The organism is Cohnella silvisoli (assembly GCF_021190915.1).
GTDB lineage: Bacteria > Bacillota > Bacilli > Paenibacillales > Paenibacillaceae > Cohnella > Cohnella silvisoli.
Genome location: NZ_JAIOAP010000012.1, coordinates 105,354 through 126,136 on the forward strand (window position 1 = coordinate 105,354; position 20,783 = coordinate 126,136).

A 20,783-nucleotide genomic window follows, 5' to 3' on the forward strand; every position below is an offset into this window, starting at 1 on the left:
ACGGTATTAATCGGTCTAGACCATTTTAATGTTGCGAAATCGCCCACGCCGTTTGACGTAAGGACTTTGTTTCATGAGCAGAAATATCTTACAATTTATCTTATAAATCAGACGAACTCGCTCGTTCTCGTTATTTCTTAAGATTGCTCGAATTATTCTTCTCTGTAGTATATTCCGGTGACCTATTCCCGTCGAACGCCAAATTCGGCGATTTAGCTTATACAATTAATGGTTGCGAGAATTCCGTTTTGGTGCGGTTTTCATCGGTTTCAGTACGATTCTTTTCTACTTGATGTCGGTATATACCACTTTAATAACGGTTTTCGACTACGTAAATTCCCGGATGTTTAGACCCGTGTTCTCCCTCATACTCGTCCGTTCTCGCTCTCACGCAGTTTTACGCATTTCTTAATCCGCGCTTCGACTCGCCTACGAACGTAAACTCTACGCATAAATCCCGCACACGATCGGCTAGCCTCCGGTCGAATAACGATCCTAACTCCGCTAACGGAATGTTCGAAGTATATACGGTCGGTAATTCTGCGGCAACCCGCGCATTTATCACCGTATGAAGATCGGCGCGGAATGCCTCGGATGCGTCACGTACTCCGAGATCGTCCGCTACTAGGAACGGAACGGTCTGCGCGATACGTTGAGCCGCGTAATAGCGGGCGGCTGCAGGCGCGGCGATCTCGTCAGGAACACGCGGCCGGTTGAACGCGTTATAATCCGTTTGCCATGCGTTGACGTCGAGGAAATATGCCGGTCGTTCATCCGCTTGCCTGTTGCGTTGAAGCGATCCGATATAATTCACCGTGAGCCACTCGTTAAGGAGCGCGGCCGCTGTCGTCGTCTTTCCGGTGCCGGGCGTCGCGGAGTAAAGGTAAAGCGATTTAACTGGCACGGAGGACCCACTATCAAACTGTCTTGTAAACGTTGCGACGTATTCCTCCAGCGCCACAAAAACGGTCAATTGAGATTCGCGTGCCGGGTTCTTTGCCAACGTCAGCGTGTTATACGCCGTCGGGACATTCGCAGCTCCTACTCGTCCGCCAGCACCGTTGAGTCCGTGAAGCGCGATATATGACGGACATATTCGCGAGCAAGCTTCGGTATCGGCAGCGGAACAAGGATCGCGGAGTATACAACGGGAAGAGTGCGGTGCGGCCGTTTTAACTTCCGTAGTCAGCTTCGTTCACCTCCTCAATAATATCGTATCACGGGAAATTCATACTTCCAAGGGCGTTTAATTTTGAACGACGATTCAAACGTAAGTTTACTTCGTCGTCACATTTCGTTCACATTTCGTGATGATTGCCGCGAGACATATCGCTTCTGACGCGGTAGATTTGTGCCCGCTATCCGAAAGTGTAACATCATCGGAATAAAATCCAACGGAGTATTTTCCCTCGTAATGGTTATTATCCGCCACAAACGGAAACCCCTCGCTACTCATCCTATCAACGACTGTCCAAGCTACGGCAATGTTCGTTGTGTAATTCGGCAACTCCTCGAAAGGTCGCGCGGTCATTCCGCCATTTACCGGATTCCTCGCATACCACTCAACGCGGCGAGAGTCGTGGTTAACCTTCGCTGAGTAGCCGAAAACAGCCTCCGCCACCCACGCGTCACGTTCACGCGGCGTCATTTCCGCCCACTTCGCGATTATCTCTTCGCGTGTCATATGTTCGCTTCCGTGGTTTGCAAGCCATTCCGCCCTTGTCGGAGTGCTTCCGCAAAACGAACATTTGTACCACGCTACTTTCGGAAACTTACCGCCCCAAATGTTCATAACGTTAATCTGTCCGCACGCAGGGCACGAAATCGATTCGGTAGTCAACGCTTTTTCAATATGCATCATCTCTCGCTCTCCTCCGTCCATTTTCCGTCTACTTGCGCCTCGACTCGTATATTTCCCGGATGCATCGTGCGGTCCACTTCGCGCTCTATCTCCGCTAAGCGGCCGGTAGCACGAGCGGCCTCTAACCGTTGCCACTTTCGGAATACGGCGCTCTCCGCCATTCTACGGAAAGCCGTCCGCTTATTATCGTGCTGGCTCCGGCCCTCACGTGACTCACCGACCGCGCCCGATTTAATGTGCGTGATGCGGACGCCGGACTCCGTCTTATTCTGATGCTGGCCGCCCGGACCACCGGATCTGAATGTGTCGACGCGGCAATCCGCGAGTGTTACGGAAAATAGCGGTTTACGATCGCTCATACGTTCGCCCCCGTTACCCTCAAATAATTCGCGATCCATACGCGCCGCATCCGGTCGTTTCCGTTAGCCTCCGCCATCTCCGCGAGCTCCAAGAACATGCGCGGCGGTATATTAGTGAAGTCGGAGACGTAGCTACACGTTGCGTAATCAGATACTCGTTCGTTTACGTTCATCTCCGTACCTCCGCTCAATTTCGTTTTTGTACGCAATAAGCCGCTTATAACGAAGTGTGCGCCGGGGCCATCGTACAGGCATCGCACTCCACCGGGCGGATTTACGTGTATAGAAGCGGACGCGCTCTGCTAATGTGCGTTCAATCATCGAGCGCTTCCTCCGCTTACCAACTCCGCGAAACGGATCAGTCGGTCCGCGTGCTGCCGCGAGTAGCCCGCTATGGCGACGAATTCGCCGAAACCTCCGATATGATCTGCGGCACCCGTATCGCGTACCGTTTTGAGACGGCGGCCAGCGTTGATACGAGCGGATATGGAAGGTGATTTCCTAACGTTTACTTGCGTTAATAATGCGTTCATTTTGCGTAACCTCCTAAGTCCACCGATTTGCGTTACGTGTAATACCGATAATTGGCGCTTTGCGGAACCAGTGAACCGCGTTAACGGAACGGTCGTACCCGGAAAAGCGGAAATGTACCGTGAAGCCTCCGATATAGCCCGCGCCTTTATTCCACGAAAGTTTAATCCGCTTCGCACCGTAAGACTTCGTTTTCAATACGGTAATTTTCCGAAAGACAAACCGCCAGCCGTAACCGTTGAATCTCGTAATTTCCATCGCACTATACCTCCGTATGATTATCGAATTTCATCGGTTCAACAGGTACAAAATGTACTCCGTAACCGTATGTGAACGGGTAGGTCTTGCGATTCTCTTCATCGCAATAACGTTTTGCTAACGCTTCGTCCGTCGTATAACCCACCGCAGTTCCTTCGTCGTCAATAACGAAAAACAACACCGCCATGATTTCAGGTTTTTCCACAGGCTCCGCATACAACCGCCCGGACTTCTCCGATTCAATAATTGTATAAATTTCGTCATCCTGCGTCTCAATTTTCGCAATTCTCGGAAACTAACGCCCGCCTCTTCGATATCCACCTTCAACTCCGGACTCATTACGCGCAGGCCGGTTCCATTCGGCAAGTCGATATAATTCCGCATATTTTTCGTCACCTCCGTATTTTCAGTGCAACCGTAAGCCAGCGTTGCCACTCTTCATCGTAAATGTAAAACGTATCATTCTCCGTCTTAGTGCGGACTCCACCGTTTATTAACTGGAGAATTTGCCGCGGTAACCAATCGTTAACCGAGTACCATTCGCGGATAAATTCTTCGACCGTTTTCGCGTCCATATCACGTCACTCTTTCGTTAATTTATCGTCTCATTTGCGCGAGAACACGAATAGCCTCGCGCTTGCCATCCGGGGGTCGGCGTGGCTGTCTGCGGATGAGGACGTGGGGCGTCCGTCTAACCGTGACGTTTTAAGCGGAGGTTTTCGTGCGGTGATTTTATTGCGAAGGCCGTGCGGACGCGGGGAGCGTCGACTTGCGTATGGGGATTACGTTGTGCGGCGAATGGAGTGCGATGTTTATTGCGGGGATATCGGTTGGTTCGTTGTTGTGGTATAATTCGGTCATCAGAATACGTGCACGTGGTTTACACGTATTTTTATGACGTGACATAAATATACACGTATAATAATGTCGTGTCAACACTTTTAGGAGGTTTTATTTTTTGGCAACTCTCGGTGCAAGAATCAAAGAACTTAGAGAAGAAAAAGGAGTAACACAACGCGAGCTTACCGAATATTTGAATTATAAGACAACTCGTTCGGTTCAGCGGATTGAATCTGATGAACAGACAATAGATCACCTACAGGTAATCCAGCTAGCTAATTACTTCAAAGTTACCTCCGACTACCTTCTCGGCTTAACCGATGTTCGTCCGGTGAAAAGTTTAATTACCGCTAGTCTCGACGACTTATTCTGAGACAACCCACACCCCCTCCCGTTCCTCCCTCGTCGTTCCACATCGCCGGAAGCTCGCGTAATGTTTCCCGCGCCAGGTAGACGCTAAAGCCTCCGCGCTATACCGTTTACCGACGCAGGAAACTACTACACCGCCGCTCGTTGCCGCTTCGTTAAGCGCCCGCCGCCTCCTCCGCCTTCCAACACGGCTGATCGCCGCGTTTAGATTCCGTAAGTGTTAACAACCCGATCGTCCTTCCCGCGAGCACCTTCAGAAGATCAACCGTATAAATTTTTACGTCGCGCTCCGTTTCGACATGGCGTAGATAAACGACATTACCGTACGATCGCACGAACGTAAATTCACCGGTTATAACCTCCTTCGCTACATCTGCAGCTTCGTACTTTCCTCCGCAACTATGTTTACCCCCGACGTACCACGCGTTAGCCTGTTCTCCGCATACGTTACATACCGCTTTCCTAATCGTCTTTTTCGCAGCCATTACGCTAACCTCCCGTTATTATTTAGTGGCAACCGTACGACAACGTTCGACATCGCTCGACATTATCCGCTATTACCACGTAATTGCTACGACATCGGCCGCGCCTTTCTGTTCCGCCTCTATCCGCTCACGCTCCGCCTTCTCCGCAAGTATCCGCGGCAATATCCGCGACGCCATGAACGATAATACGAAGCCGGCGCTAAGCTGCGGAAAGTCACGTGTCGGCCGGTAATCCGCGAAGGCTTGTTCACATACTTCGCGCAGGACAACGGGACCGTAACGTTCGATCGCCGCTTTAATCTGGCGCTGCTCAAACCCCCAATTACGCATCGGAACGTATTCCTCAACGCCGAATTTCTCGCGATTCATCTCCGCGAAATAACTGTGGAATGTCAACGTGTTCCATGCGGCTGTCGGGAGATTGCGCCAATCCTTCGCGTTAACTTTCGGCTGCTTCACCGCCTTCTTACGTGCCATAATCTAACGCCTCCCTCGCTAAGTGCGCCATTGCTGATCGCGGCATCATCGGACTCTTACGGTCGTCCATCCGTTCTAACACGCCGCGTAACCGTTCAATCTCCGCGAGTGCAGCCGGCCACCCTTCGCGAGCTTCCGCTATGAACCGTGCGTCATTTATCCCGTTTGCGTCCGGAGGAAGTACGATTCGACGACGATTAGATACGTTCGGTTGACGAATCTGAGTCGAGATACCCTCGGCTACCAACCACGGTCCGTGACTCGCCGCGTCACATACCCGCCGATCCTCCGCAAAGTTACGTCTTATTACCGACATTCTCCGTGTCCCCTTTCGTAAATAGAATAGTTTAACTGCGCGATTTCCGTCGAACGCCAAATTCGGCGATTTCGCGTTTACACCCGCTGGAAATTACGCATAGAAATACCGTATAATTTCATACGCATTTGTCGCATTGATACGCATTTAACGTATTCGTCGCGCGTTTCCGTCGAAATTCCCAGTTGTGGATAACGTCAATCTCCCGTTTACTCTCGTATACTCCATTTCGCGTAGAATTACGCAGCGACGGTTTCTTCGTATCTCCGACCCGTTCGCTCCTCAAACGCGCGTATCTGCGGCCAGCGAATCATCGCTCTCTTCGCGTTCTTAGCCCCGGACAAAGAAGCTCCTACGCGCACACATTCCGCAATAAACTCATAGTCGCAATCGTCATACGGTTGACCCGTCATGTGAAGGCGCCAATGTACGAGCTCATGGTGCAGATTATCGATTACTCGGACGAAGCCTAACTCGTTATTCGTCGGCGAGCTCATCCGAATCGTCTTTCGTTCCGCAACGTACAATGCCATATACACCGCCCATCTACGTTTGATTAATTCGATATTTCCCGTAAATGGTACGCCCCAATTTCTCAGGCAGAATAGGTTAGCTGCCACGTATAATTCGTCTAACGATAAGTTACCGCTCATTTTACTCATCCACGCCAACATCCTTTTTCTTAAAGTCCGCATGTTCCGCGACGATAAGTTTCCCGCCGATATCACCGTAAGCTCCGCCGAACCGCGAATCTGACGCGAGGCTCTCCGCGTATTGGCGGACGTGAGTGATATTCGCTTTCAATCGTCTGATCTCCGCGCGGTGTTCGCCTACTAGCGCGAGAGCTTCCGCAAAGAGTTCAGCGGGACTTGGCGGCGTGTGTTCGGTTACCATTACGCCAACACCTCCGTTATCTAACCGCGTCTACGATATCCTTCAGCGCGTAGTAAGCGGGATTAAGTACTTTACCGATTGCATCCGGAATAGAGAACGTGAGTGCCATTACGAGGATGAGCGTAAGTGTCCCGCCAACTAGCGAGTAAAAAAGCAACATATTACCGGCATGTTTTCGTGCCTCCTCCGTGATGCTGGCCCGCGATTGTGTATGATTAATCCGCGCTTCGTTGTACTTACCGAGCGCTCTAAATGCCGCTATAATCAGCGCGATATCTATGATGAGTAGCAGCGCCCATATTCCGATCGTTGTGATCCCCGCGATAACTTGTTGCTTAACTAGCGCTGTCATAACGAACTCCGTCGCCACGCCGAGCTTCTGCGCTATTGCATCGAGATATCCGAAAATGCGGTCCTGTATCGATTGATCAACGTTCATTCTTATCGTTCCCCTTTCGTTTAACTTGCGCTTTGAACCGAAACTGGTACGAATCTACTCCGTAGTGCCTGGCGCGTCTCCTACGCGCTGGAAATGCGGCAACATCGCGACGGTAATCTCCGCCCTTACACGCGTAGTCTCTTTCGCGTAAGCTACGAGTAGGTCCGATAGCGTACGCGCCTCCGTCGTATCGTTAACTTCGTTGATGATCGCCCGTTCGACTGCGGAAATTAAGCCGCCGTGATTTAGCGGATAATAGCCGACATCGCGCCACTCTTCACGGATCGGACCGTCCTCTAGCGGCTTCTTAAACGGATGGCGCGACGGATCGACCGTGTGTTTACGCTTGAGTACGTATTGGCGCTCATCCGCGGTCATACGATAATTTGGCGTGATGGATACGGCGATCGGTGCCGCTGCGGTTTTTGCGGTCATTACGCGTTCACCCCCGAGATTGATACGCCGAGTTCGTTCAGCGTGAATTTGATACCGTTCGCGATTCCAGCACAGCGAGCGTCATAGTTTGAGTAGCCCAGCGAACCTCCGCGACTATGGCGATGTTTATAAGCGGCACGAATTCGGCCATGAGCGGCTTGGCGCGCTTCATCCGCAAGTTCCTCCGCGGTCTTCTCGACTTCGTAACCGTTGGCGATCGCAGAAACGAAAGCGTCCGGATTAGTTCTCGCGAATGAGCGGACAATATTAGCGCGATCCGTTACATATGTACCGTCAGGACGAAACGCAATACCCATAAGCGTAGACAATTCGCAATAATCTCTCCGCAATCCTTCGAGTGCTTCCGCAACATTACGTGGTAATTTCGTTTTAATTACGTTAGACATACGTTAAGACCTCCGTTTAATTATTCGTATAAGAGATAACGCGATAAAGGTTTAATACTACATCGTCGCGAGGAACGAATGTGAACTCGCTATTTTTCATGGTTCTTCTTAAACGTTGGTTATCGTTAATACTAGTTATACTTAGTGCCACGCTGACCAAGTTGGTAAACACCATGTCGGTCAACTTATACTTGGATATCTAATGGCATCCTGAGTAGTTACCCGCTACTTTTGAAGTCTTTGCCCTATTGTGTAGTGGCGATAACGTCTTGATTGCATATGCTTCGTAGATTTCCTGATCCGCGATGTCGTCAACGTAAAACCCCGCAACTCTATATAAGGAATTCTTTATTTCTCTTGTTCGCGGGTCATTCCCTACGAGGTGCTCTATCAGTCGTCGTTTCACGTTCAAGGATCTTCCTATATAAATCAACCGCTCCTTATCGTCATAAACAAGGTATACCCCGCCTTTCTTCCAGACTATTAGATGTAATGCCGCATAACACCGATCCGCAACACGTTTGTCGTTAGGGGAATTTACTTCTCTCCAATCTCTTACGTCAACACTAAAGTCAAAATCAGGCAATGAAATTAGAATTGACATACCGACCTCCTAAAATATTGAGTATCCAGTAGACGGAAGAATGCGGTAATGTAACCGGTCAAATCTACCGTTGTTATCTCGCGCCCTTTCCGCAACGATGATTGGCGCGCCATCACGTCGGAACGCGAGTAACCGCTGCACGTACTTATTCGCCGTCTGCCGGTTAACGCCGAGCAAGCGTCCGACAGATGCCTGCGTAGGGTAGCAGCGGCCGTCACCGTCCATAAACGAAGCGATGACGGTAAGTGTCGCCCATAAGTCCGCACCCATCTCCGCGATGAGTCCGGATTTCGCCGCGTTAACCGATAGTCTTACGTAGATGTCCGCGGACACCTTACCGCCTCCCCTCCGTTTGTGTTTCTCGCGCCTTCGTATATAGTACCCGCTAACATTCCGTATATTGGGACATCGCGCTTACAATTATTTAATCGAACGTGTCGGAGCGTTCCGCACACTTCAGCGTAAATTTATTTTCGCGGGATGTTCCGCGTTTTTACCATGCAATTAGACGCGATAGACTTGCGGGAGGTTTAGCGTAGCCAGTCGGGGTATTGGCGGTGATTTTACGGGGGAATTACGGGGATATAGGATAACAAAAAAACGGACACCCTACGCTGTGGAAGAGCGCGACTGGCGCCCTCCTTTACGTAAAGTGTCCGTTACTAACTAGTATACGCTATCGGGCCAGAGTTTCGCATAAGCGTTTGTATTATCCACTAACCATGCTACTGCTTCTGTCTTATCCGCGTCGCTCGTTTTATTTGAAACAATGAACTCATTTATATTATTTCGGTTTTTAACGAGAGCTCTGCGTATTTCCGCTCTTTCACCTTCGCTGAAACTTACTGCCTGCGATTGTTCAGAAAGTAGTAGAGCCAGCCGATCAATAGGCATAGTTTTAACGAGACGGGCAAGGTCGTTCCAACTCTCGTACTGCATCTCCGGAGAACGAAACGCATTCTTCATTTCAATATGCTGCAGTTGATTAAGGAACAACTCATCCTCCGCGCAAAGCAAGGTTAATTTTTTAACGAGTTGTTCCAAACAATCCCCCGTATAGCTTGGTTCTTCGCTGTAAATTTCTGTGAACTCTCCTTGTTTCACTTTGTTTAATACATATTCATATGCCATCGACATTTTATTTTGATTCAAACTTATCGCAAGATTTCGCTGAATACGCAGAAAACCGACTATTTCTACTTTGTTGATATACTTCTCCATTTAATGATGCACGCTCCCGTCTTCTTCTAATCAACGTACAAGTTCTCAAGTGGACTATGCCGGTCATGCTTCGTCGAGATATCGGACGCGAAGAGTGATACGTAAGTGCGCACCATATCCAACGTAGCATGACCGAGTATCTTCTGCAGTGACAATGGGTCGCCTTCGTCCATAACGAACATTTTCGCGCCGGTATGGCGAAATGTGTGCGGGCTGACGCGTACACCTTTGATTCCCGCCGCGATTCCGTATTCCTGAATACTCTCCTGCATCGTCCGCGTTTTCATCGGCGTGTTATCGATGTTTACGAAGAGGAAATCGTGATCGAGATACCCGCGGATCTCAATGTATTCCTTCAAGTGGCGCTCCAACGTTTTCTGAAACGGTACATAGCGTTCTTTGCGGCCCTTACCGTACACTTTTATCTTCCGTTCGCGCCAGTTAATATTAGGTATCAAAATTCCTTCCGCCTCTGATACGCGGATCATCGTATCCAAAAACGTCAACATAAGTACGTAATTGCGGTACCCGGTGAATGTATTCTTTTTTGGTGCTTCTAACAACGACCGGAGTTGTGTCTTACTGAACGTCTCAATAATACGCCGCTCCGACTTAATTTTCTCAACACGATCAAACGGATTTGTCGTTACGTACCCTTCCGCTGCCATGAAGTTAAAATACGCACGCCATCCCCGCAGATATTTGTCTACTGTAGCGTCTACTACGCCCTCCTCACGTTTCGCCAATACGCAATCGTGAATTGTATCGTGCGTAACGTCGATCGGCCGTTCTACGCCTTGTACGGCTACCATACGCTTTAGCATTGATAAGACATCGCGATAATACGTAATGGTATCCCCGGTTAAATTACGGATCTTACAATTACGGATGAACGTCGCCTCGGCTACGTCGAAGTCAACGGATTCACCCGCTAACTGCGTCGCATCATAGCCGGATACAGCGACCGTGTTCTTCCTACGTACTGGATTACGTTTAATTCCGGACACAAAAAACACCCCTCCACGTTATTATCGTTCGAAAACGAAAAAAGCGCGGTTATGAGGTGTATTTTCGTAGCATTTACGCGGCATCAAAACCGCAGGATTATTATTACGCGAACCGTTTTATACCGATATTTCTACGCGATTCCGTAGGCTAACCGAGTGGCTTACCGTCAGGGTTACGTAGGCATAAACGTCGATATAACGGGCTAAATCGTATGTGGTGCCGAGGACGGGGGTCGAACCCGTACGGTAGTCACCTACCGCAGGATTTTAAGTCCTGTGCGTCTGCCAATTCCGCCACCCCGGCATGTGGAACATGGTCGATTAGAGCATGTTCAAAGGTTACATAACGTTATGTATTGCATACATCTGAATTTCAGTTGGTGGGCCTTGAGGGACTCGAACCCCCGACCAATCGGTTATGAGCCGACCGCTCTAACCAACTGAGCTAAAGGCCCCCGTCTCGGTCCCGAGAAAGGTTGGTTGCGGGGGCAGGATTTGAACCTGCGGCCTTCGGGTTATGAGCCCGACGAGCTACCGGGCTGCTCCACCCCGCGTCATTTTAACCAGGTCACGTTTATTGGCGACAAGTAATAATATACTACACCACACACCCTGGCGTCAAGAACTTTCTTCGATTTCCTACTCTTTCTCTTCCGTTTTCGATTCCGCCTTCGCCATTTCCGCTAATTTCTGAAGTAAAATATGCTGCGGCATGTGCATAAGGTGCTCAAGCGGTACCTTCATATATTGAGCAAGCTTCACGGCTGTGTCTGCCGATAGGGGCATTCTTCGCATCGCCATACCTCCTTCATCCTCTTTCCCTCGGACTCAGAATAGCATAGGATCACCGTTGTTGCCAACCCGTTCCTAAGGCAAGTAACGCACGCCATATCTCCCGCGCCGGGATCGAAAAACTTCGATTTCCTGGGGGACATCTACCCCGAATACCCAGCTATCGTGCTCCATGCGTTGAACAAGGCATCCCGCTTGAAATTTACTGTCGTATAATCTGGACCAATAAATCCATTTCATCTCGTTCCCTCCGGATTCTGGTGTCGATCTTGCTGCTAATAGCATGTGCGGCTTTTGTGATTTTGAATCCATTGTTGGATCATTATTATTGTCCAAAATCGAAAAATGGTGGTGCAGGGATATGCCCCTGCACCACCACTTTATAGCTCAATAGGCTCAACCCTCGCCGGCCGCTTCCATTACTGCTCTTTTCTCCATCGGAATATTGCCTTCCCCGCCATAAACATCGTCGAAAACCCCGTCGATTTGGCCTTTAGGGTTCAGCTTGATTTTCTGCAACAAGTCGTTCCCTTTCGTTTCCCATTGCGTTAGAGCTTCCTTAACCGACTTTTTACCTTGGATGACCTCCGAATAAGCTCTCGATCCAAGCTCGGATACCATGTTCAAATTCGGTTTATCACGATATAATTTTTGTTCTTCGGCAGATGATTGCAAGAGCGGAGCAGGTTTCATTTTCGTAAATGCTTCAACGTTATAACTCATGCCGTCGCGCGCTTTAACGAATTCTTTGCGGGCGGACATTTCGTATGTGCTGCGGGATTTCAGCTTCGCCCACTCTTTGCCGTTCATGAACTTGACGAATTCCCATGCATCATCCGGATTGGCCGCTTTAGCGTTAATTCCCGATAGATTGTTCAAATAGATGCTGCCGCCGACGCCCTCATGACCGACATGAAACGGCATCGAGACGACATCCCAGTCCAGCTTTTCGATTTTCAATTTATCGCTGTTGTCGTTCATTTGTTGGATTTGATTGATCATATTATAATCTCCAACAGTCATGGCCACTTTACCATTCAAGAACAATTGGCCTTGGAAAGGATTGTATCTCATCTTGCCGTCTTGCGGTTGATCGTACTGCATATCTTCCTGATGCGGAGTGACATGGTCTTTGTACAAATCCGTTACCGTTTTCCAGACCGCTTCCCATTGCGGAGTATTAACGGTCATCGTTTCACCTTTGTTGTCGAACATCTTTAATTGAAGCGGAGCGGCATAATTTTGCACATCCCAATAATTGTCGCCGGCACCCCATTGGTTAAACGAAAATCCGAATACGGCATCTTTGCCGGTCCCTTTTTTCATCCTCTTCGCAAGGTTAAACACATCGTCCCAGCTCATGCCGTCATGAGGCACCTCTACTCCGGCTTTGCTGAAAAGCTTCTTGTTGTAATAAAGGGCCGATGGCGTGAACGTAGGCGTTAGAGCGTACAAAAATCCGTTGCCTTGGTCTTTAATGCCTTCGATGACCGTCGTCACGAATTCGTTCGTATCAATCTTCTCTTCCTTAATCATCGGATCCAATTGCTTCAGCAAGCTTTCGTTCACCAATTGGCTAAGCATGCTCATATCGAAAATCATAACATCCACGGGATTCGTCCCCGTCATGATCGCCTTTACCTTCTCGAGCGGGTTAGGCTGTTCCATCTGCTTAGACTGGTCTTCGAACTGCTGCTCCGAGTAATCGATCGCCGGAACGACTTCGATATCGATGTTGGAATGGGTAAACTCGAACATATCGGTAAATTGTTGACGGAAATAAGATTCGTCCTGCTTGCTGCCGTACATCGTACCAATGCGGAGCGTACGTCTTACATCGGCGTCTTTTCCTTTGCTTGTGTTGCATGCGGCCAGTGTAGGAATAAGCAATGATAGCGTAAGGCCTGTCAAAATCCACTTGCGAACTCGGTTTTTCGGCTTGCTCATGCGGATTGATCCCCCTCTAATGATTTTGGTTTCGTAATGACGATTTTGTCCCCGTCGAATTCCATCGTAGCCTTGTCTCCAATCGATAAAGCCTGCAAATATTCTTTCGGAATTTGCAATCTGCCTACCCGATCTACGACGATGTAAGCTTCGTGAATTTCATCAAGCGATTCTCCCTCGGACAAGGGCAAAGATAGATCGAGATTCGGATTGCGCTTAATGAATTCGGTGCTCGTGAGACCATCCCGGATCGCGACCACCCGGTCCACTTTGCCGGCGAGCGAGAGGTCATGCGTAACGATGACGATAGTAAGTCCCAATTCGCGATTGAAGCGGCGGAAAATATCCATGATGACATCCGACGTGCGGGTGTCGACGGAGCCCGTCGGTTCATCGGCGAGCAGAAGCTGCGGACGGTTAGCTAGCGAGATGGCGATCGCCACCCTTTGCTGCTCTCCCCCGGAGAGCTGCTGGAGTTTGTTGTGCATGCGATCCTTGAGACCGACCCACTCCAGCAATTGGATCGCATAAGGCCGGTCCAGCTTTCCCGAGAACATCATCGGCATTTCGACGTTCTCCAGCGCACTCAGAAAAGGAAGCAAGTTGCGCGCGTTGTTCTGCCAGATGAATCCAACCGTATCGCGTTTGTATTTCACCAAGTCCTCGTCGTTTACCTTGAGTAAATTCCAAGGCCCGACTTGGACTTGGCCGGCGGACGGGCGATCGAGCCCTCCCAGTATGTTCAGGAGCGTCGACTTTCCGCTGCCGCTGTTGCCGATGATGGCCATCATTTCCCCGGGTTTGACGGACAAATTCAGTCCTTGAAGAGCTACGACCTCCAAGTCATCGGCTTTGTAAATCTTGACGAGACCTTCGCAATGAATCATGGATTACCGCTCCTCTCCCAGCTTCACGGCCTGGTGGACTTTCAGTCGTCTAATGTGGGTAATAAGCAGCGCAACTCCGATGCTCATCATAACCGCAACCACGATGTACAATCTCATCGTATCGGCTGCTTCGAATACGACTCGGAATGGCGGTACTTGGTTCGCTGAATTATCGGTCGTCTGCAGGAACGGTAGGAATAGAATACTGGTCAGCTTTCCGATTCCGATCCCCAGTCCAATGGATAATCCAGCCGTAAATACTTGTTCTAGCAACAACATCCCGGTCAATTGCTTGCGCGACAACCCCATCGCCCGCAATATCCCGATCTGCACGACCCTCCTCGAAAGGTTGAAAAACCAGAACAGGACGTATCCTGACAAGGAGACAATAATGGTTACCAAGAAGCCAAGGCTCAGAATGCCGAACACGCCGCCGCGTGCGGGATGTTTGCTCTGCGTGACGAGTTCGCTTCTCATATCGTCAATGGAAGCCAGTTCTATTCCTTTGCCTTGCAGCACGGGAATGATCGGCGCAGTCTTCGCGCCAGGTTCCATCTTGAGCCATACATCATAAGGAATAAGCGGGACTTGATCATAGATGTAATCCAGGTTCGCGATCAGGAAAGGCGTTTGATCCGGATATTGGCTAGGCCAGTAGGGCAAAACGTCGAGTATAATAAACTCGATGGTTTGTTCCTGAATGATCGCTTGCACCGTATCCCCGCGCTTCAAGTCGAACTTCTTGGCTACGTTGGAGGAAATGAGCGCCCCCTCCGGTACTTTGCCAAGCCAAGCGAGATATTTATAAGGATTGATCGGATACATGTCTTTGCGCAACCAGCCGACACGGGCGAAATCCACGTTATCGATACCCATAATCGTCGTTTGGCCTGCTGTTTTGCCGGAAATCGTCAAGTTGCTTTTCGTTTGCAATACCCGAGCGGCATGCTCGACTCCTGGCAGGGAACGAAATATTTCGAATGGCGGCTCGTTGTAATTAATACGTGTAGGCGTTGGACGAGATCCCTGACCTCCGCCGCCTCCACTCCCACCGCCGGATCCGCCGCCTGCCCCCCCGCCGGAACCGCCATTTCCACCACCGTTTCCTCCGCCTTGCTGTTTGGTCGGCGGCTTAAATTCCGCCTGCCCTTCCCAAACGGTTTTAACGACGACGTCGGATCCGAATTTGTACATGATTCGCTCTTCTGAGTTCAATCCGATCGTACGGGCGGCAGATGAATTGTATACGCCAAGTCCGAGCGTCAGAATGAGCAAGATCATAAGCGGATAATACGATTTCGACGAACGGGACAACTGGGTAAGCGTTAAATACAAAGGAACCGGCAAAAACTTTTTCCAGATGAGATTAAACAACTTAAGCAAAAGCGGAAATAATCTTAAAAATACAAGTCCTGCAGCGAAGATGCTCAGTGCCGGAACAAAGAACAGGAACGGCTGTACGTTAAGCTGGTCGGTAGTCACTCCGGTTTGGAAGGATACCATTTGCCGCTCATTGAACAAATACCAGCCGTAACCGGCAACTCCGAGCAGAACAACGTCTAAATACCACCTTTGCCAGAACGGCCTCCTGTCTCCACGCGCCATTTGCCGCTTATAATCGACGATGGAAGTGCGAGTGAACACAAGCGCCGGAATGACCGCTGCGCCGATAGCTACGATTACCGCCGCTACCCCTGCCAAGACACCGTCCGTTGAGAATCCGACCGGAATCGCTTTGCGGTCGACGAATTCCAAGAAACCGCTAGCCGACCCGATGCTCTTGGCCATGAACCACCCGAAGAAAGGTCCAACCAGCAAGGCGATAATTCCAAGAAGCGACCCTTCCAGCAAGAACAGCATGAACACTTGCCTTGTGCTCGCTCCGCGGCTTCGCAGCACCGCGATGTCGGATCGCTGCTTCTCCAGCGCCTGCTGCGAATTCATCGTAATGAAATAGAAAACCATCGCGATCATCGGCGCCGCCAAAGTAAACAGCAACGTCTGAAGCTGTATGCTATCCCGACGGAAATCGCTGAGCATACCGGCGAACGAGATATCCAGGTGAGTGTCCTTTAACCTTTTGAATACTTCGATATCGATGCGATTAAGTTTACTGGAGAGCGGGGAAAGCTGACTCGTCTTGATTTCCCGCAGATCGAAAGCGGAATACCAGCCGGCCATCTGTACAGGGATTTTCTGTTTCCCGGCCAGATCTTCCAAGAATGCAGGCTCCGCAATGTATAGATTGTTCATCAGCCCCTCGAAGCCTTGGTACCAATAGGGGCTGTTCTCGTCGGTCGCTTTGAACGAACCGACGATTTGAACTCTAAGCGTCAGATTCTGTCCACCGAATATGGGATACATGAGAACGTCACCCACATGCAAGTCGTTGCGGAACATCGCTTCTTCCATCATGACAGCTTGAAGCGTTCCATCGGGTTCCGCACGATCGGCAAACCATTTTCCGCCTGCCAGCTCGATCTGTTCCTTCAATCCGCTGAACGCCGATATCGTTAACTTGCGCGTTCGGCTTGCATCTACCTTCTTCGGATCTTCCGGGAATACCTCGCTGCTGCGCAATATCAAGCTTCGTTGGCTAACTTCCGTCGGAAATCCGATATTAGCAGTTACATCTTCGCGGATATATTTATCAACATTATTGAAACCTTCCATATCCGTTTTGCCGTCGGTAGATTGATACCTAATCAATAACGATCCGGCGGGTAATCCTTGACTGTTATCCTGCAGGGATTGGGAAACCACCCGTTTAAGCGCTCCATCGGCATACATCGGAATGCTCGTCGTAAAGGCAACTGCAACGAATAATCCGGCGAGCGTGCTGAGCGTGAGCCAGCGGGTATTCCACATTTTGCGAAAGAGAAACCGAATGAGTGCATTCATCGATTACCGTCCTACGACTTTCTGTCCTGGAGTCAATCCGTTTAAGATTTCCGCATCCGTCGACGTTTGTTGTCCGACTTCCACGTCCACTTCGCGTTTGCTGCCATCCGCTTCGACCACTTGCACGTAAGTTCTGGCTCCGATCGTCCGAAGCGCCGCCAGCGGAATGACTACGGCATTTTCCTTGCGGTTGACGATAACCGATACGGAAAGCGGCGTACCTCTCGTTACTGTCTTCGGCAAATTAGCCACTTCGACTAACAAATATTTATCTAGGCTCTCAACGCCGTTTCCGCCTTGGCCGTTGCCCCCGTTACCGCCATTGCCATTGTCTGTTGCAGGCTGCGGGAGTTGTTTCACCTTGCCCTTGACCTGACCGGCGTTGTTGATGTCTACCTGTACTTCCATCCCTAAGGCCACTTTCTCCAGGTCGTCTTTGGAAAGACTGGCGGCTACGATTAACCGGCTTGGATCCGCGACAATACAGATCGGATCATAAGCTTTGATCGAAGCCCCTTCCTGTACGCTTACGGAAACGACGGTTCCTGCGAATGGAGCAGTCAGAACCGCTTTATCAATGTCCGTTTGCAAATCCGTCAACGATTGACGAGAGGTTTCGAAGTCGAGCATGCGTTGCTCGAAGTCGATCGGATCCATATCGTCTTTGGTCCGGAGCAGAGTCTTCATTTCAAGCTCCGTTTTCTTGAAGGCCAGCGTCTGAGTACGAAGGTTTTTCTTCATATCGTCGACGTCCAACTCTCCGATCGCTTGTCCCGCTTTTACCGTGTCGCCTGAGCGTATGTATAATTTCTTGAGTTTTTTACCGTCCAATGTGAAAAATAACGTTTTTTCCTGCGTGGACATCATTTTGCCAGAGCCTTGCGCCGTCGTTTCCAGCGTCTTAGTTTCCACGTCGTATTTGGGCTTCTCGGAAATTTTCGGCAGCTCTATTGCCGATAAATCTTCCTCTACCGGTTCTTTAGGAAGGAGTCCGCAACCGCTTATGGCAACCGACAACGCCAGTACGGCTAATACTCCCGCCCCCCTGCGGCTTCTTCTTCGCATGGACGTCGTGCGATCACTTGACGACGAATACGCCATCCACCATTTCGTAGACATGGTCTGCTACCTCCATTATTGTAGGATCGTGTGTAGTCATGCATATCGTCACGTTCTCGCTCGCGACAATTTCTTTGAATACCTGCATGACCTGAGCGGCCATCTGGCTGTCCAATTCCGCCGTCGGCTCATCCGCCAGAAGCAAGCTGGGACGATGGGCGATCGCTTTGGCAATCGCGACCCTCTGCTGTTCTCCCCCCGATAATTCAAAGGGACGATGGTGCATCCGTTTCGCCAAACCGACCAAATCCAGGCAAGTGGTTACCCGCGATTTCCAGTCCGCACGCGGGACGTTTGCCATGCGGAGCGACAGTTCGACATTCTCGTAAGCAGACAATAGAGGCATCAAGGCGTAGGCTTGGAAAATAAATCCGATATCCTTGCGGCGCACCTCCGTGCGCTTGTCGTCATCCCATTTGTGAAACGGACGTCCCTTGAAGTGAATTTCGCCTTCGGTGGGCGTATCCAGCCCTCCCATTAAATTCATCAGCGTTGTTTTGCCGGAGCCGGATCGTCCCCTAAGCATGACAAGCTGTTGCGGATACAGGTTTAAATTGATCCCTTTCAATACGCGGATTTTCTGGCTGCCGGCATCGAAAGAACGTTCCACATTACGAACGGTTAACAGCGGCTCTACAGTAGATGCCTTGTTCGCTGCATCCGTCTCCTGCACCGGAGTTTCCTCCTGCTCGCCGGTCGCAACAGGTGCGGAACCTCCGCTTAACCAGGTCAGCATGCCATTTCCTCCCTTTCCAATCTCTTCATCAATTATAACGAGCCTTTGTAAAGAAAAGTTACGGAAAAATTAAACCTTTATCATTTTTTTAGGAGAAAATGATTAATTCGTGTAATATTGACGGCGACATCTTCCGACATTTCACCATTTTTTCACTCAACCCTTTATAAGCGGAGCCTCTTTTGTGTATTATTAGAAGATATACTTGCTACAGTGAGGAAGGTTGGTCCGATTGGAAGCTAAGACGCCGTCATCGAACTTTATCAAAAACATCGTAACCGAGGATCTCGCATCCGGAAAAGTACGGGAAGTGGTTACCCGCTTCCCTCCGGAACCGAACGGTTACCTGCATATCGGACACGCCAAGTCGATTTGCCTTAATTTCGAGCTCGCGGACGAGTTCAAAGGAAGAACCAATTTGCGTTTCGACGATACGAACCCCGTAAAGGAAGATACCGAATACGTAGAGTCGATCAAGGAAGACGTAAAGTGGCTCGGGTTCGAATGGGACGGATTATTTTTCGCGTCCGATTATTTCGGCGAAATGTACGAGCGCGCCCTCGTCCTTATCCGCAAAGGCCTAGCGTTCGTAGATGACCAAACCGCGGATCAAATTCGCGAAACGCGGGGTACGCTTACGGCCCCCGGACAAGAAAGCCCTTATCGGAATCGCTCAGTCGAGGAAAATCTCGCCCTTTTCCAAGCTATGAGGGAAGGGAAATTCGCGGACGGGGAACGGGTGCTGCGCGCCAAGATCGATATGGCTTCTCCGAACGTCAACCTGCGCGATCCGATACTTTACAGAGTCGTTCACGCGCACCATCATAATACCGGCGATGAATGGTGCATCTATCCGATGTACGCTTTCGCGCACCCGCTTGAGGATGCTATCGAAGGCGTCACCCACTCCATTTGCACGCTGGAATTCGAGGACCAACGACCTTTCTACGATTGGGTCGTTCGCGAGTGCGAGATGAAATGGGTTCCGCATCAATACGAGTTTGCTCGATTGAACCTGACGAACACAGTCATGAGCAAACGGAAGCTGAAACAGCTCGTGGACGAGAAAGCGGTTGACGGTTGGGACGATCCCCGCATGCCGACCATATCCGGGCTGCGCCGCAAAGGCTACACGCCTGAAGCGATTCGCGCTTTCTGTCGCGAGATCGGCGTCGCTAAGAGCTACGGAATCGTCGACGAACGGATGCTGGAGCATTTTATCCGGGAAGACCTTAAGCTTAAGGCGCTTCGGACGATGGCTGTGCTGCAGCCGCTCAAGGTCGTCATCACCAACTACCCGGAAGGGCAGACCGAGTGGCTTGAAGCGGAAAACAATTCCGAGAACCCGGAGATGGGTAATCGTGAAATCCCGTTTTCTAGGGTAATCTATATTGAGCGGGACGACTTCATGGACAATCCGCCGCCGAAATATTTTCGCTTGTTCCCGGGCAATGAAGTCCGTTTGAAGCACGCTTACTTCATCAAGTGCGAGGAAGCCATCCAAGATGCGGACGGCAACGTCATCGAGCTTCGCTGCACGTACGACCCGGAGACGAAGAGCGGCTCCGGCTTTACCGGACGCAAGGTGAAAGGCACAATCCATTGGGTCGATGCATCGCATGCCGTTCCAGCCCAATTCCGCCTCTACGAGCCGCTCATTGCGGATAATTCGGACGAGGAAGGGGAGTCGTTCTTAGACCGCCTCAACCCGAACTCCCTTGAAGTATTGGAAGGATTCGTTGAACCGGGAATGAAGGATTCCTCCGGTGGAGATAAGTTCCAGTTTTTCCGTCACGGCTACTTTAATGTAGACCCTAAGGATTCTGCACCTGGACACCCCGTCTTTAATCGAATCGTATCTTTGAAAAGCTCCTTTGAAGTTTAATTAGAATAAGCTC

Annotated in this window: 29 protein-coding genes and 3 tRNA genes; 2 read left to right on the plus strand and 30 right to left on the minus strand. The window is 50.2% G+C overall.

Going from position 1 to position 20,783, the window contains the following annotated elements; translation table 11 throughout:
* Positions 1-397 precede the first annotated feature (397 nt).
* From K7P76_RS33505 to K7P76_RS21450, 8 genes are all read right to left on the minus strand, one after another.
* A complete protein-coding gene (locus K7P76_RS33505) occupies positions 398-904 on the minus strand; it encodes a P-loop NTPase family protein (RefSeq protein ID WP_309244784.1) in 507 nt (168 codons plus the stop codon).
* Positions 905-1,276: 372 nt separating this feature from the next.
* The gene (locus tag K7P76_RS21420) at positions 1,277-1,861 is read right to left on the minus strand and encodes a BC1872 family protein (RefSeq protein WP_232187356.1); all 585 of its coding nucleotides are present in this window, start codon (positions 1,859-1,861) and stop codon (positions 1,277-1,279) included.
* On the minus strand, positions 1,858-2,220 hold the full coding sequence (locus K7P76_RS21425) for a peptide chain release factor family protein (RefSeq protein ID WP_232187357.1): 363 nt from the start codon (positions 2,218-2,220) through the stop codon (positions 1,858-1,860). Before K7P76_RS21425 ends, K7P76_RS21420 begins: the two co-directional genes overlap by 4 nt.
* The gene (locus tag K7P76_RS21430; RefSeq protein WP_232187358.1) at positions 2,217-2,393 is read right to left on the minus strand and encodes a hypothetical protein; all 177 of its coding nucleotides are present in this window, start codon (positions 2,391-2,393) and stop codon (positions 2,217-2,219) included. Before K7P76_RS21430 ends, K7P76_RS21425 begins: the two co-directional genes overlap by 4 nt.
* 144 nt (positions 2,394-2,537) lie before the next feature.
* Complete coding sequence (locus K7P76_RS21435) at positions 2,538-2,753, minus strand: hypothetical protein (RefSeq protein WP_232187359.1); 216 nt, start codon at positions 2,751-2,753, stop codon at positions 2,538-2,540.
* A gap of 13 nt (positions 2,754-2,766) precedes the next feature.
* A complete protein-coding gene (locus K7P76_RS21440) occupies positions 2,767-3,009 on the minus strand; it encodes a hypothetical protein (protein WP_232187360.1) in 243 nt (80 codons plus the stop codon).
* A 4-nt stretch (positions 3,010-3,013) separates the two neighbouring features.
* Positions 3,014-3,229, minus strand: a complete 216-nt coding sequence (locus tag K7P76_RS21445) for a hypothetical protein (RefSeq protein WP_232187361.1) — start codon at positions 3,227-3,229, stop codon at positions 3,014-3,016.
* A 172-nt stretch (positions 3,230-3,401) separates the two neighbouring features.
* Positions 3,402-3,584 (minus strand): hypothetical protein, encoded by a 183-nt coding sequence (locus tag K7P76_RS21450; protein WP_232187362.1) that lies wholly within the window; start codon positions 3,582-3,584, stop codon positions 3,402-3,404.
* 383 nt (positions 3,585-3,967) lie between these two features.
* On the opposite strand from K7P76_RS21450, the gene K7P76_RS21455 reads away from it, so the two are divergent.
* Positions 3,968-4,222: a helix-turn-helix domain-containing protein gene (locus K7P76_RS21455; RefSeq protein WP_232187363.1), complete on the plus strand. Its 255-nt coding sequence runs from the start codon at positions 3,968-3,970 to the stop codon at positions 4,220-4,222.
* A 151-nt stretch (positions 4,223-4,373) separates the two neighbouring features.
* Here K7P76_RS21455 and K7P76_RS21460 read toward each other — a convergent pair whose 3' ends face one another.
* The 22 genes from K7P76_RS21460 to K7P76_RS21560 all read right to left on the minus strand — a co-directional run bounded on the left by K7P76_RS21460 (position 4,374) and on the right by K7P76_RS21560 (position 18,885).
* Positions 4,374-4,703 (minus strand): hypothetical protein, encoded by a 330-nt coding sequence (locus tag K7P76_RS21460; protein WP_232187364.1) that lies wholly within the window; start codon positions 4,701-4,703, stop codon positions 4,374-4,376.
* 72 nt (positions 4,704-4,775) lie between these two features.
* Positions 4,776-5,180, minus strand: coding sequence for a hypothetical protein (locus K7P76_RS21465; RefSeq protein WP_232187365.1), 405 nt, complete (start codon positions 5,178-5,180; stop codon positions 4,776-4,778).
* On the minus strand, positions 5,170-5,496 hold the full coding sequence (locus K7P76_RS21470; protein ID WP_232187366.1) for a hypothetical protein: 327 nt from the start codon (positions 5,494-5,496) through the stop codon (positions 5,170-5,172). Before K7P76_RS21470 ends, K7P76_RS21465 begins: the two co-directional genes overlap by 11 nt.
* 239 nt (positions 5,497-5,735) lie before the next feature.
* Entirely contained in the window at positions 5,736-6,158 is a 423-nt protein-coding gene (locus K7P76_RS21475; protein WP_232187367.1) for a hypothetical protein, read from the minus strand.
* Positions 6,151-6,390, minus strand: a complete 240-nt coding sequence (locus tag K7P76_RS21480) for a hypothetical protein (RefSeq protein WP_232187368.1) — start codon at positions 6,388-6,390, stop codon at positions 6,151-6,153. Before K7P76_RS21480 ends, K7P76_RS21475 begins: the two co-directional genes overlap by 8 nt.
* 16 nt (positions 6,391-6,406) lie before the next feature.
* Positions 6,407-6,829, minus strand: a complete 423-nt coding sequence (locus K7P76_RS21485) for a hypothetical protein (protein WP_232187369.1) — start codon at positions 6,827-6,829, stop codon at positions 6,407-6,409.
* A 54-nt stretch (positions 6,830-6,883) separates the two neighbouring features.
* Complete coding sequence (locus tag K7P76_RS21490) at positions 6,884-7,264, minus strand: hypothetical protein (protein ID WP_232187370.1); 381 nt, start codon at positions 7,262-7,264, stop codon at positions 6,884-6,886.
* A complete protein-coding gene (locus tag K7P76_RS21495) occupies positions 7,264-7,671 on the minus strand; it encodes a hypothetical protein (RefSeq protein ID WP_232187371.1) in 408 nt (135 codons plus the stop codon). The genes K7P76_RS21490 and K7P76_RS21495 overlap by 1 nt, the downstream gene beginning before the upstream one ends.
* Positions 7,672-7,870: 199 nt before the next feature.
* Positions 7,871-8,275 (minus strand): nucleotide excision repair endonuclease, encoded by a 405-nt coding sequence (locus tag K7P76_RS33705; protein WP_373692449.1) that lies wholly within the window; start codon positions 8,273-8,275, stop codon positions 7,871-7,873.
* A gap of 9 nt (positions 8,276-8,284) precedes the next feature.
* Entirely contained in the window at positions 8,285-8,608 is a 324-nt protein-coding gene (locus K7P76_RS21500) for a helix-turn-helix domain-containing protein (RefSeq protein ID WP_232187372.1), read from the minus strand.
* Between the two features lie 333 nt (positions 8,609-8,941).
* A complete protein-coding gene (locus K7P76_RS21505) occupies positions 8,942-9,496 on the minus strand; it encodes a hypothetical protein (protein ID WP_232187373.1) in 555 nt (184 codons plus the stop codon).
* Between the two features lie 26 nt (positions 9,497-9,522).
* The gene (locus K7P76_RS21510; protein ID WP_232187374.1) at positions 9,523-10,503 is read right to left on the minus strand and encodes a tyrosine-type recombinase/integrase; all 981 of its coding nucleotides are present in this window, start codon (positions 10,501-10,503) and stop codon (positions 9,523-9,525) included.
* 215 nt (positions 10,504-10,718) lie between these two features.
* Positions 10,719-10,807: transfer RNA gene (locus tag K7P76_RS21515), tRNA-Leu, on the minus strand.
* A gap of 74 nt (positions 10,808-10,881) precedes the next feature.
* Positions 10,882-10,958: transfer RNA gene (locus K7P76_RS21520), tRNA-Ile, on the minus strand.
* Between the two features lie 22 nt (positions 10,959-10,980).
* Positions 10,981-11,057, minus strand: a tRNA-Met gene (locus tag K7P76_RS21525).
* A gap of 85 nt (positions 11,058-11,142) precedes the next feature.
* Complete coding sequence (locus tag K7P76_RS21530; RefSeq protein ID WP_232187375.1) at positions 11,143-11,298, minus strand: YycC family protein; 156 nt, start codon at positions 11,296-11,298, stop codon at positions 11,143-11,145.
* A gap of 72 nt (positions 11,299-11,370) precedes the next feature.
* Positions 11,371-11,535: a hypothetical protein gene (locus K7P76_RS21535; RefSeq protein ID WP_232187376.1), complete on the minus strand. Its 165-nt coding sequence runs from the start codon at positions 11,533-11,535 to the stop codon at positions 11,371-11,373.
* 156 nt (positions 11,536-11,691) lie between these two features.
* Complete coding sequence (locus K7P76_RS21540) at positions 11,692-13,242, minus strand: ABC transporter substrate-binding protein (RefSeq protein WP_232187377.1); 1,551 nt, start codon at positions 13,240-13,242, stop codon at positions 11,692-11,694.
* The gene (locus K7P76_RS21545) at positions 13,239-14,129 is read right to left on the minus strand and encodes an ATP-binding cassette domain-containing protein (protein ID WP_232187378.1); all 891 of its coding nucleotides are present in this window, start codon (positions 14,127-14,129) and stop codon (positions 13,239-13,241) included. The genes K7P76_RS21540 and K7P76_RS21545 overlap by 4 nt, the downstream gene beginning before the upstream one ends.
* A gap of 3 nt (positions 14,130-14,132) precedes the next feature.
* Positions 14,133-17,030, minus strand: coding sequence for an ABC transporter permease (locus K7P76_RS21550; RefSeq protein WP_232187379.1), 2,898 nt, complete (start codon positions 17,028-17,030; stop codon positions 14,133-14,135).
* A 3-nt stretch (positions 17,031-17,033) separates the two neighbouring features.
* Positions 17,034-18,149, minus strand: coding sequence for an efflux RND transporter periplasmic adaptor subunit (locus K7P76_RS21555; protein WP_232187380.1), 1,116 nt, complete (start codon positions 18,147-18,149; stop codon positions 17,034-17,036).
* Positions 18,109-18,885, minus strand: a complete 777-nt coding sequence (locus K7P76_RS21560; RefSeq protein WP_232187381.1) for an ABC transporter ATP-binding protein — start codon at positions 18,883-18,885, stop codon at positions 18,109-18,111. Before K7P76_RS21560 ends, K7P76_RS21555 begins: the two co-directional genes overlap by 41 nt.
* Positions 18,886-19,117: 232 nt before the next feature.
* Here K7P76_RS21560 and K7P76_RS21565 point away from each other — a divergent pair, with 232 nt between their 5' ends.
* Entirely contained in the window at positions 19,118-20,770 is a 1,653-nt protein-coding gene (locus tag K7P76_RS21565; RefSeq protein WP_232187382.1) for a glutamine--tRNA ligase/YqeY domain fusion protein, read from the plus strand.
* Positions 20,771-20,783 lie beyond the last annotated feature (13 nt).

Bases quoted from the DNA above. Each gene is read 5' to 3' on its own strand.
- K7P76_RS21475 (WP_232187367.1), bottom strand. From the start codon at position 6,158: ATGAGTAAAATGAGCGGTAACTTATCGTTAGACGAATTATACGTGGCA.
- K7P76_RS21560 (WP_232187381.1), bottom strand. From the start codon at position 18,885: ATGCTGACCTGGTTAAGCGGAGGTTCCGCACCTGTTGCGACCGGCGAG.
- K7P76_RS21530 (WP_232187375.1), bottom strand. From the start codon at position 11,298: ATGCGAAGAATGCCCCTATCGGCAGACACAGCCGTGAAGCTTGCTCAA.
- K7P76_RS21490 (WP_232187370.1), bottom strand. From the start codon at position 7,264: ATGACCGCAAAAACCGCAGCGGCACCGATCGCCGTATCCATCACGCCA.
- K7P76_RS21485 (WP_232187369.1), bottom strand. From the start codon at position 6,829: ATGAACGTTGATCAATCGATACAGGACCGCATTTTCGGATATCTCGAT.
- K7P76_RS21495 (WP_232187371.1), bottom strand. From the start codon at position 7,671: ATGTCTAACGTAATTAAAACGAAATTACCACGTAATGTTGCGGAAGCA.
- K7P76_RS21480 (WP_232187368.1), bottom strand. From the start codon at position 6,390: ATGGTAACCGAACACACGCCGCCAAGTCCCGCTGAACTCTTTGCGGAA.
- K7P76_RS21435 (WP_232187359.1), bottom strand. From the start codon at position 2,753: ATGAACGCATTATTAACGCAAGTAAACGTTAGGAAATCACCTTCCATA.
- K7P76_RS21430 (WP_232187358.1), bottom strand. From the start codon at position 2,393: ATGAACGTAAACGAACGAGTATCTGATTACGCAACGTGTAGCTACGTC.
- K7P76_RS21450 (WP_232187362.1), bottom strand. From the start codon at position 3,584: ATGGACGCGAAAACGGTCGAAGAATTTATCCGCGAATGGTACTCGGTT.
- K7P76_RS21440 (WP_232187360.1), bottom strand. From the start codon at position 3,009: ATGGAAATTACGAGATTCAACGGTTACGGCTGGCGGTTTGTCTTTCGG.
- K7P76_RS21420 (WP_232187356.1), bottom strand. From the start codon at position 1,861: ATGATGCATATTGAAAAAGCGTTGACTACCGAATCGATTTCGTGCCCT.
- K7P76_RS21555 (WP_232187380.1), bottom strand. From the start codon at position 18,149: ATGTCTACGAAATGGTGGATGGCGTATTCGTCGTCAAGTGATCGCACG.
- K7P76_RS21425 (WP_232187357.1), bottom strand. From the start codon at position 2,220: ATGAGCGATCGTAAACCGCTATTTTCCGTAACACTCGCGGATTGCCGC.
- K7P76_RS21535 (WP_232187376.1), bottom strand. From the start codon at position 11,535: ATGAAATGGATTTATTGGTCCAGATTATACGACAGTAAATTTCAAGCG.
- K7P76_RS21540 (WP_232187377.1), bottom strand. From the start codon at position 13,242: ATGAGCAAGCCGAAAAACCGAGTTCGCAAGTGGATTTTGACAGGCCTT.
- K7P76_RS21465 (WP_232187365.1), bottom strand. From the start codon at position 5,180: ATGGCACGTAAGAAGGCGGTGAAGCAGCCGAAAGTTAACGCGAAGGAT.
- K7P76_RS33705 (WP_373692449.1), bottom strand. From the start codon at position 8,275: ATGTCAATTCTAATTTCATTGCCTGATTTTGACTTTAGTGTTGACGTA.
- K7P76_RS21470 (WP_232187366.1), bottom strand. From the start codon at position 5,496: ATGTCGGTAATAAGACGTAACTTTGCGGAGGATCGGCGGGTATGTGAC.
- K7P76_RS21460 (WP_232187364.1), bottom strand. From the start codon at position 4,703: ATGGCTGCGAAAAAGACGATTAGGAAAGCGGTATGTAACGTATGCGGA.
- K7P76_RS21550 (WP_232187379.1), bottom strand. From the start codon at position 17,030: ATGAATGCACTCATTCGGTTTCTCTTTCGCAAAATGTGGAATACCCGC.
- K7P76_RS21545 (WP_232187378.1), bottom strand. From the start codon at position 14,129: ATGATTCATTGCGAAGGTCTCGTCAAGATTTACAAAGCCGATGACTTG.
- K7P76_RS21505 (WP_232187373.1), bottom strand. From the start codon at position 9,496: ATGGAGAAGTATATCAACAAAGTAGAAATAGTCGGTTTTCTGCGTATT.